Origin of the sequence: Streptomyces sp. NPDC059455 (assembly GCF_042750115.1) — a bacterium.
Lineage (GTDB): Bacteria > Actinomycetota > Actinomycetes > Streptomycetales > Streptomycetaceae > Streptomyces > Streptomyces endocoffeicus.
In genome coordinates, this window is record NZ_JBHYVB010000158.1 from 1 (window position 1) to 10,818 (window position 10,818).

Below are 10,818 nucleotides of genomic sequence, written 5' to 3' on the forward strand. Positions count from 1 at the left end.
GCATCGTCCCGAAGATTGCCCGGCGTGGTCAGCCACACGGCTCGGGCCTGGGGCGGGTGCGGTGGGTTGCCGAGTCCGCCATCGCCTGGCTCCACGGCCCTCGCCGTTTACGCACCCGCCGGGAAGCCCGAGACGACATGCATGAAGCCTTCCTTCAGCTCGCGCACTGCATGACCCTCGCCCGCAAAATCCCAGCTTTTTGAAAGGACCCGTAAGAGCACGCAGTACTACCCGAGGCAGCTTGATGGCCTTGCTGTATCTGGCCATGTACCGCTGCGTGTCGCATGTCTGGCGTGGCCGCGACCCCGTTGAGCGGACCCATCGTGACGGCTTGAGGTGGCCCCGCCGGACTCGTGCTGTGGCTCGCGATGGCGCTGCACTGCCGGCACTTATTCGACGCAGATCGCCGGCCACCTCGTGAGAGCCGACCTGGCCACCTGGGGTCAGTGGGAGGGACGGCACAACCGGCTGATGATGGTCGGCCGCGCCATCCGGTCCGCGCTCCGGTGAGCCGGAGCGCGGGGTCGCGCCTCTGGTCGCACCTCCGGTCGCGGCTCTCGTCGCGCTCCTGGTCGCGGCTCTGGTCGCACCGGGCCGGGCGCCGGGGGCACTGCCGCAAGGCGCTGGCCTCAGACAACGCGCCCCCAGCAGCTCCCCGGCCACGCCGACTACTTCCCCACAGCGACCCCTGGCCGTGGGGCCCCAGCGGAACGGCCAGTAGCAGCTTCCAGCTCCTGTACGGAACACCGCTGCGGGACTACGCAGCACTGGCCGAGGCCCGACCACCCAGGCGACGCGCCGGATGAACTCGATCCTCGAGCGCGAGATCTTCGATGGGATCACCGCGGAGCAACTTGCCGCAGCCGACACCCCCGTGTCCTCGTCCCCGCTCCGGGCACAACTGGAACAGCTGCCACATTACGGCCTGGGGTATCTGCCGCCCCCGCGACCGCTCTCCTGCTGGGCCGTGCCTGGGTAAGCCGCTGGGCGGGCGGCTTACCCAGGTATCGCGGATCAGGGGCGCCATCGGGACAGGCCGCGGGTTGCCCGGATGCTGGGGGCGGTCTTCCTGAGGTGCGGGGCGGTCAGGGTGCCGCTGGGGTCAGCGGGTTCAGCAGCCGTTGAGGACGGAGGACAGAGCGTTCTTCTCGGCGGTGTCGACGGAGAGGCCGTAGTAAACGATGTCCCGTAAGCCCTGCTCAGGCATGTGATGATCTTGGTGTGGATGTTGTGGTGACGGCACGTGAGCCGGACTGGGTTGGTCTGTTCGCGGGACTGAACGAGCGGCAGTTCCGCAAGCTCGTGGTGCTCGTGCGGCGTCGGGGTGGGGGCAAGCCCACCGGCGGCCGACCGTGGGCCCTGCCTCTGGAGGACCGCATATTGCTGGTGGCGGCGTACTGGCGGACAAACCTGACGATGCGGCAGCTGGGACCTCTGTTCGGGATCTCGAAGTCGGCGGCGGACAGGGTCATCGACCACATCGCTCCACTTCTTGCTCTGGCCCCGGTCCGGCACCGGCACCCGGCCGACACGCTCCTGATCGTGGACGGCACCCTGGTCCCGACCCGCGACAGGGGCGTGGCCGCTTCGAGCAAGAACTACCGCTATTCCACCAACCACCAGGTCGTCATCGACGCCAACACACGGCTGGTCGTTGCGGCCGGACGTCCACTGCCCGGTAACCGCCACGACGCCCGTGCCTACCGGGAATCGGGCGTGGACCGCGCCGTGAAGAACGCGCCTGTCCTCGGCGACGGCGGCTACCGCGGTACACCCGCCCTCATCCCGCACTGGCCGCGTAAAGACCGCCCACTTACGCCTGAACAACAAGCCGACAATGCAGTCCACCGCCGGGCCAGGGCCCGTGTCGAGCACGCCTTCTCCCGTATGAAGACCTACAAGATCCTCCGCGACTGCCGCTTACGCGGCGACGGCGTCCACCAAGCCATCCTCGGCGTGGCCCGGCTGCACAACCTGGCCCTCGCCGGGTAGCCCCACCTCGCCCAGGAGCACTGCGGCCTTCTCCAACATCCGCTTACGGGACGCCATTTAGAGAAATCACGGAGCCGGTCAAAACGAAAAGCCAGCAAGGCATTAACTGCCACAGAAAGCGTGATGATAACGGCCCTGGTAGTTCAAAATTCGACCAAGAGAGTTGATCAAGGAGATCTGTGCAGGGGCGGTCTGTCATTACCTGCGAGATCGCGGTAGCCGCGGGCGTGTTCGCGTCGGGACATCTCGGGGAGTTGACGCAGGCGGTGGACTTTGCGCTGGTCGATGCGGTGCGGGAGGAGACCGGGACGGTCAAGAAGCGGGGCAGGCTACTGCCCTCGCGGGTGGTGATGTACTTCGTCCTGGCGCTGATTCTGTTCGAGCGGCACGACTACCGGGCAATATGGGGCAAAATTGTCGCGAGCTTGGGTGCCCTGGCCCTGGTGCGGCCGTCTACCTCGGCGTTGTGCCGAGCCGTCACCGGGTGGGAGCCGCACCGTTCCAGGCGTTGTTCGAGACACTGGCCGGGCCAGTGGCCGGGCCGGTGGCCGGGCCGCATCCCGGCGCATTCTGGCGGGGCCTGCGGAGGGTGCCATCGACGGCACCAGCCGGCACCTGCCCGACAGCGAACCGATCGGCGCCCTGCCTACAAAGCGCAAGGGCGAGGACGTGAAGTTCGGCTACCCGCCCGAGACAAAGCCTCCAAGATCCGGGCCGTTCCCGGGCCAGCCAGTCCAGCGGAGCGTCCGCAGGCACTATCTGTGCAGGTCAGCAACGCCTCGCCGCTGTACCACCGGCAGACGAAGAACCTGCTGGGCCCCCTCGACCCGTCGGATGGCCCTCCACTTCACAACGGCGGGACAGCAGCCATCACGGGCCTGGGCCTCGGCTCACCGAGAACGGCTTCTGCCTCGACTGACCCGGCCCCACGCCCGGCCAAGGCAATCACTCAGCGTACCCACGACACTGCCAGCTTGCGTCTCGCTAGCCCCCTTGGCGGGGGCATCCCCCGGGGAGACTCTGGGGAGTATCCGCCCCGCTAGGGAGAGCCTGGGAGGAATCGGCCGCATAACGCGGCACCCCCTGAAAGACGCTGAAAACTCATCTGCACAGGTCAGCCACAGATTGAGCCGTATCACCGCAGGTCCACGCCCTGGATGGGCAACTTCATGACGTAGGTGCCCAGATCGTCGGCCTCGACGATGCCCGGCAGCGATCCACCTCCCGCAAGTGACATACCGGATCGCGGTGACTTCGGTCAGCATTTCGCCAGACTATCCGAATGGCTGATCTCGCAATCCACGATTGACTTCCCTCCGCTGCCCGGTGAGCCAGTCGGCGATGTGGGTGGCGGTAGCGGAGGCGTGCTGGTTGATGAGGGTGAAGTGGTCGCCCGAAGTGGTGAGGGTGGTGGCGACGTGCGGAAGGACGGTCTGCCAGTCGGGCGGCACCGGGTCCGTCCCGTCCGGCACCGGAAAGGGGTCCGAGGCACGCAGGAGCAGGGTCGGGAAGGGGGTCGGCACGGGGGTCCAGGTGTGCAGGAGCCGTTCCATCCAGGCGTAGGCGGACAGATCGGTGGCGGTGTAGCCGTCGGTGAGGTGCTCGCGTTCGTACAGCCCGTGCCACAGGTGAGGTTGGAGTGCTCGGGCGGCGGGGGATTCCAGGATGTACGTGTCCACGAGGACGACCGCCCGTACGGGGGTGCCGCGCTCCGCGAGATGGCGGGCGGTCTCGTGGGCGAGGATGCCGCCGGACGAGGTGCCCAGGAGGATCACCGGCTCGGTGGTGTCGCCGCCGGTGCTCGCGACCACGGCTCGGGCCAGCCCTTCGACGAGTGTTTCCCGGGTGGCGGGCAGTTCCTCGTCGGTGCGGAAGCCGGTAGGTGTCAGGCAGGAGACAGACCAGTCGCCGGGGAGCGCCTGGGCGAGCGTGTAGTAGGTGTGGGGTCCGGTCAGGGGCACGATGGGGGCCACGCAGACCACATGGGTGCCCGAGCTGCCGGTGGTGAGCCGGTCCACGGCGGGCGGGAGAGGCCCGCTGCCCTTGGGCCGGAGGGCGGCGAGGTCGAGGAGCAGGGTTTGGGCCTCGTTCGGCCGGCCCGTCCGCACGGCGTCGCGGTGGAGCCGGGTGACCAGGTCGGCCGCCGGGTCGACGTCGGTGGCGCCGGCCTCCGTCGGCGGCGCGGCGAGTCGGTCGAGGAGATGGTCGGCCAGGTCGGCCGGGGTGGGGTGGGTGAGGACGACGGTGCTGGGCAGTGGCCTGCCCATCGCCGCGACAAGCCGGTTGCGCAGGTCGATCGCCGCGAGCGAGTCCATGCCGTGGTCGCGGAACGCCGAGTGCTCGCCGATCGCCTCGCCGGACGAGTGGCCGAGTGCCGCGGCGGTCTCGCTCCGCACCAGGTCGAGGAGGTCCCTCCGCCGCTCCCCGGCCGACAGGCTCCGCAGCCGCTCCGCGAACCCGCCGTCACCGCTCAGGGCCGTGGGCCCGGCGAGGGACCGTGCCTCCGGCAGCTCGTCGAAGAACGGGCGGGAGCCGGCCGCGGTGACGACGGGAAGATAGCGCTCCCAGTCGATGTCGGCGACCGTCAGCGCGGTCCGCTGCTCGTGCAGCGCCTGGGCGAGCCCGGCCAGCGCCACGTCGCCGTCGAGGAAGGCCATCCCGCTGCGGATGAGATGCTCGCCGTCCTGCCGGGTCATCAGGGGGCGCGCCTCCTCCCAGGGGCTGAAGGAGATCGCCGTCGCACGGGCGCCGCGGGTACCGCGCTCTGCCGCCAGCGCCTCCAGATACGCGTCGGCGGCCGCGAGTGCTCCGTGGTCGCCGATGCCCCAGACACCGGCCAGCGACGAGAAGAGTACGAAGGCGTCCAGGGTGTCGCCGAGTAGTTCGTCGAGGTTCGCGGCGCCCGCCACCTTCGCGCCCACCGCGTCGGCGACGTGGGCGAGGTCCGATGTGCCGAGTGGCCCGAGGGCGCGGGTACCCGCCGTGTGCACCACCGCGCGCACCGGAGTGCCGTCCGCCGAGAGCCGGTCGAGCACCGCGGCCACGGCGGTCCGGTCGGTCACATCGCACCGCACCACCTCGACGTTCGTCCCCTGGGCGGTCAGCTCCGCCGCCAGTTCGGCCGCGCCCGGTGCCGCAGGGCCGCTCCGGCTCATCAGCACCAGGTGCCCGGCTCCCTGCCGGGCCAGCCAGCGGGCGACCCGGCCGCCCAGCGTCCCGGTGCCGCCCGTCACCAAGGTGGTGCCGCCGGGCGTCCAGGTGCCGGGCGTGTCGGCCGGTGCCGCCGCCCGCTCCAGCCGCCGGACGAGGACGCCCGAGGATCGCACCGCCGCCCGTTCATCTTCCGGGCCCACCGAGAGCAGCGCGGCGAACCGCCCGGCCGCCTCGGGGTCGAGCCGCTCAGGGAGGTCGGCCAGCCCGCCGCGCAGCGATGGCGCCTCCACGGCCACGGTGTGTCCGAGCCCGAGGACCATCGCCTGCCGCGGGTTGCGCACCGGGTCGGCCGGGCCGGTCGAGACCGCGCCACGGGTCACCGCCCACAGCGGCAGCTCGGCGCCGGCCCCCATCAGCGCCTGGATCAGCGACACGGTCAGCACCAGACCGGCGGGCAGTACGGGCTCGCCGCGGTCCGCCTCCTCGGCCGCCGCGAGCAGCGACAGTGCTCCGGCCGTGCCATCGAGGTCACCGAGCCGGGCCGCGAGCACCTCGGGATCGGTGCAGGTCCCGTCGAGGACCAGCCGGCGCACCTGGGCGCCGTGTGCGGTCAGCGCGGCCACCACATCGGCGTCGTCGATGCCATCGGTGGTGAGTACCAGCCAGGTTCCGGTCAGCGCGGGGGCGGCGGGGACCCGCAGGGGTGTCCACACCGTCCGGTAGCGCCGCGCGCTGGTCAGGGTGTGCTCGTCCTGCCGCCTGCGCCATGCCGACAGCGCCGGGAGCACCGCGTCGAGTGCCTCCTTGTACTCGGGGGGCTCGGCGTCGAGGCCGAGCAGTGTGGCGACCGCGGCAGCGTCCCCCTGGCCCACGGCGTCCCACAGCGGCTCGTCGGCGGAGTCGGCCAGTACTGGCGTGGCGGCGGGCGAGGCGGTCCAGTACGTCTCGTGCTGGAAGGCGTAGGTGGGCAGATCCACCGTGCGACCGCCGGACAGCGCCACTGTCCAGTCGACGGGCACGCCGTGGGCATGGGCCTCCCCGAGCGCGCGAAGGACACGGTCCCATCCGCCGTCGTCGCGGCGCAGGGTGCCCAGGGTGACCGCCGAGCTGCCCGCGTGCTCGATGATCTCGCTGGTGCCGACCGCGAGCACCGGATGCGGGCCGACCTCGATCATGGCCCCATAGCCCTCGCGTACGAGAGCCGCCATCGTCTCGGCGAAGGACACGGTCTGCCGCAGGTTCCGGCACCAGTACCGGGCATCCAGCTCCTCGGTGTCCAGCCGGCCGCCGGTCACCGTGGAGTAGAACGGCACTTCCGACGGGCGGGGCCGCACCGGCGCCAGCAGTTCGAGCAGTTCTGTCTCGATCTCGTCGATATGCGCCGAGTGGGCGGCGAAGTCCACCCCGGCCAGCCGCCAGCGCATGATCCTGGCGGCGGACAGGCGGCGTTCGACCTCGCCGAGCGCCGCCGGGTCGCCGGAGAGCGTCACCGTCTTCGGTCCGTTGATCGCCGCGATCGACACCGTGCCGGACGCCCCGTCCAGCAACTCCCGTACCCGCTCAGGCGATGCCATCACCGACATCATCGCGCCGCGCCCGGACAGGCGCTCGTAGATGAGCCGGCTGCGCAGCGCCACCACGCGGGCACCGTCGTCCAGCGACAGACCGCCGCTGACGCAGGCGGCGGCGACCTCGCCCTGGGAGTGGCCGATCACGGCGGCCGGTTCGACGCCGAACGAGCGCCAGAGGGCGGCGAGCGAGACCATGACCGTCCACAGCACGGGCTGGAGCACATCGGGCCGCCCGTCCATCGGGGGAGCGCCGGACTCGCCGCGCAGCACACCGGTGGGCGACCAGTCGAGGTACGGGGCCAGGGCCGCCTCGCACGCGGCGACGCGGTCGGCGAAGACCGGGGAGACATCGAGCAGTTCGGCCGCCATCCCCGCCCATGCCGCGTCCTGCCCGGGGAACACGAAGACCACCGCACGGCGCTCGGACGCCGTGCCCCGCACCACGGCGGGCGACGAGGTGCCCTCGGCCAGGGCCGCCAGGCCACCGCGCAGCGCCGCCCGGTCGTCGCCCACCAGCACCGCCCGGTGCTCGAACGCGGCACGAGTCGTGGCCAGTGAGTACCCGATGTCCACGAGGTGCGGTGCGGGGTGGTCGTCCAGGTGTGCGAGCAGCTTCGCGGCCTGGGCGCGCAGCGCCGCGGCCGACTTGCCGGACAGCGGCCATGCCACCGGCCCGTCCCACACGGGATCCGCGAACGGGGATCGCCCGGCGGGCCGCGGAGGCTGCTCCAGGATGGCGTGGGCATTGGTCCCGCTCATTCCGAACGCCGACACCGCGCACCGCCGCGGCCGGTCGAGATCGGGCCAGGGCGCGGCCTCGGTCAGCAGCCTGAGCTCACCCGAGTCCCAGTCGACGCGGGAGGACGGTTCGGTGACGTGCAGCGTCTTCGGCAGCTCGCCGTGGTGCATCGCCATCACCATCTTGATGACCCCCGCGACACCGGCCGCCACCTGGGTGTGTCCGATGTTGGACTTGACCGAGCCGACCAGCAGCGGCGGATTGCCACCCCGGTCCTGGCCGTAGGTGGCCAGCAGGGCATGGGCTTCGATCGGATCGCCCAGCGCGGTGCCGGTTCCGTGTGCCTCGACCGCGTCGACATCGGATGCCGACAGCCCGCTGTTGGCCAGGGCCTGCCGGATGACTCGCCGCTGGGCCGGACCGCTCGGCGCGGTCAGCCCGTTGGAGGCGCCGTCGGAGTTCACCGCCGATCCGCGGACGACGGCCAGCACCCGGTGGCCGTGCCGGACCGCGTCCGACAGCCGCTCCAGCACCAGCAGACCGGCGCCTTCGGCGATGCCCATGCCGTCCGCCGACTCGGCGAACGCCTTGCACCGCCCGTCGGGCGCCATGACCCGGTGCCTGCTCAGCGAGACGAGGGTGTCGGGGCCGGTCAGCACGGTGGCGCCGCCGGCGAGGGCGAGGGTGCTCTCCCCCGAGCGCAGCGACTGGCACGCCATGTGCAGCGCGACCAGGGACGACGAGCAGGCCGTGTCCACCGTCACGGCCGGTCCGCCCAGGTCGAACAGGTAGGCGAGGCGGCCCGACAGCACGCTCGGGATGGTGCCGGTGAGCTGATATCCGTCGGAGTCCGCGGACACGTCCGCGCCGTAACTCTGGGCGGTCGCCGAGACGAAGGTGCCCGTCATGCTGGACCGCAGGGACGTGGGGTCGATCCCGGCGCGTTCGAACGCCTCCCAGGCGAGCTCCAGCAGTATCCGCTGCTGCGGGTCCATCGCGGCAGCCTCGCGCGGGGAGATGCCGAAGAACGCCGCGTCGAACTCGGCCGCGCCGTCGAGGAAGCCGCCCGCCGCCGAGTAGGTCGTGCCCGTGCGGTCCGGGTCGGGGTGGTACACACCCGGATCCCAGCCGCGGTCGGCGGGCAGCGGGGATGTGGCGTCCACGCCCTCGGCCAGCAGCTGCCATAGCTGCTCGGGCGAGCGCACCCAGCCGGGGAACCGGCAGCTCATTCCGATGATCGCGATCGGCTCCGGTGCGGGCGCCCCGGCCGTCGGGCCCGCCGCCGCGGTCGGGGCCGGCTCGGCGCTCTCCGCTCGCTCGTCGGCGCCGCCGTACAGTTCGGTCCACAGATGGCCGGCCAGGGCGTCGGGCGTGGGGTGATCGTAGACCAGGGTCGACGGCAGGCTCAGGCCGGTCCGTTTCCTCAACGCGTTCCGCAACTGGCCGGCGGTCAGAGAGTCGAAGCCCATGTCCTTGAACGTCCGCCCGTTCGCGACCGCCAGGGGATCCGCGTGCCCGAGCACCGAAGCCACCTGCTCACGCACCAACTGGGACAGAGCGGCACGGGACTGGTCGGTCGTCAGCCCGGTCGGCAGGCCGGAGCCGCGCTCGGTGGCCACGGCCCGGCGGGCGGTTCCGGCGGGGGCAAAGCCGCGCAGGACGGCTGGCACGGTGTGCCGCGCGCGCAGGGCGGCCCGGTCGACGCGTGCAGCGACGACGACGGCCTCGTCCACCGCGCCCGCGGCGTCGAACCAGGCCAACCCCTGATCGACGGAGAGCGTCGGCAGCCCGGCCTCGGTGATCCGCCGCAGCTGGGCGTCGCTCAGCACGGCGGACATCCCGCTGTCCTGCGGCCACGGCCCCCAGCCGATGGACAGGCCCGCGAGCCCTTCGGCGGTCCGCCGCCGCGCCAGCGCGTCCAGGAACGCGTTCGCCGCGGTGTAACCGGCCTGCCCCGCGTTGCCGAGGACGCCGAACACCGACGAGAACACCACGAACGCGCTCAGATCCAGGTCACGGGTCAGCTCATGCAGATGCCACGCGCCGTCCAGCTTCGGGCGGAACACCGTGTCCAGCCGGTCCGGAGTCAGCGCCGCGACCAGTCCGTCGTCGAGCACGCCGGCGGCGTGCACCACACCGGTCAGCGGGTGCTCGTCCGGGATCGCCGTCAGCAGGGCGGTCACGGCCGCGCGGTCGGAGACATCGCAGGCGACGGCGGTCACCCGTGCGCCCCGCCCGCTCAGCTCGGCCAGCAGTTCCCCGGCGCCCTCGGTGTCGGCCCCCCGGCGGCCGGCCAGCACCAGGTGGCGCACCCCGTGCGCGGTGACCAGGTGCTGGGCGATCAGCGCGCCGAGACCGCCGAGGCCGCCGGTGATCAGCACGGTGCCGTCGCCGCCCCACACCGGGTCCGGCGCCGCCAGGTCCCGCGCCGCCAGGTCCGGTGCGTCGGCGGAGGCCAGCCGGGGGATCAGCAACTCGCCGTCGCGCAGCGCCAGTTCGGGCTCATCACGGTCCGGCGCCGCGCGGAGCGCAGCCGCGGCGGCCGGCACCGGATCGTCGTCGTCCGCGGGGTCCAGATCGAGCAGGACGAACCGGCCGGGGCTCTCCTGCCGGGCCGATCGCACCAGCCCCCACACCGCGGCCGCCACCACGTCGGGGGCCGCGCCGGGTGCCGTGGCCACCGCTCCGCGGGTCACGAACACCACCCGGGCGGGCCCGCCGTCACCGGCCTCGGCCGTGTCGGCCGCGTCCAGGTGGCGTCGCAGTGTGTCGAGCACGGACGCGGTGACGGTCCGGACCGCCTCCGGCACCGGCACGCCGGCCGGCGCGGTGACCGGGATCAGCGCCGCCTCCCCGGCCGCCACCGGGTCGTGCCCTCCGGTGTCCGGCGCCGGGGCGGGCAGCCAATCCAGGCGCAGCAGCGACCGCGCCGCCGTGGTCACCGCGGAGTGGACGTCTGGCGCACGCAGCGTCAGCGTGCGCACCGTCGCCACCGGATCGCCCGCGGTGTCGGCCGCGGTCAGTGTGACCGTGTCGTCGCCCGTCCTGCTCATCCACACCCGCAGCACCGACGCGCCCACGGCGTGCAGGGACACCCCGGACCAGATCGCTGGCAGCCGCCCGCCGTCCGGGCCGTCGAGCACGGCCGGCGAGACCAGGTGCAGCGCCGCGTCCAGCAGGGCGGGATGGAGGCGGAAGGCGTCGGCCTCGTCGGCGAGCCCCTCGGGGAGCGCGACCTCGGCCAGCACCTCGTCGCCGGCCCTCCAGGCCGCCCGGACGAACCGGACCCCCCGCGCGTGGGCCAGCCCCGAGGCCCGCCGCCCCTCAAATTAATCCTCGAGTTAGTGGGGTAGCGCGGCCGCC

The 10,818-nt window shown here is 72.4% G+C and carries 3 protein-coding genes and 1 pseudogene; 3 read left to right on the forward strand and 1 reads right to left on the reverse strand.

Annotated elements, in window-relative coordinates; genetic code table 11:
- From ACFXB5_RS38940 to ACFXB5_RS38950, 3 genes and pseudogenes are all read left to right on the forward strand, one after another.
- A pseudogene (locus ACFXB5_RS38940) lies at positions 1-203 on the forward strand (IS5/IS1182 family transposase); the annotation flags it as partial.
- Between the two features lie 1,018 nt (positions 204-1,221).
- Complete coding sequence (locus ACFXB5_RS38945) at positions 1,222-1,992, forward strand: transposase (protein WP_385217488.1); 771 nt, start codon at positions 1,222-1,224, stop codon at positions 1,990-1,992.
- Positions 1,993-2,219: 227 nt separating this feature from the next.
- Entirely contained in the window at positions 2,220-3,035 is an 816-nt protein-coding gene (locus ACFXB5_RS38950) for a transposase domain-containing protein (RefSeq protein ID WP_385217520.1), read from the forward strand.
- Between the two features lie 231 nt (positions 3,036-3,266).
- On the opposite strand, the gene ACFXB5_RS38955 is transcribed toward ACFXB5_RS38950, so the two are convergent.
- Positions 3,267-10,703 carry a type I polyketide synthase gene (locus ACFXB5_RS38955; RefSeq protein WP_385217491.1) on the reverse strand — a complete coding sequence of 2,479 codons (7,437 nt, stop codon included), beginning with the start codon at positions 10,701-10,703 and terminating at the stop codon, positions 3,267-3,269.
- Between the last annotated feature and the right edge of the window lie 115 nt (positions 10,704-10,818).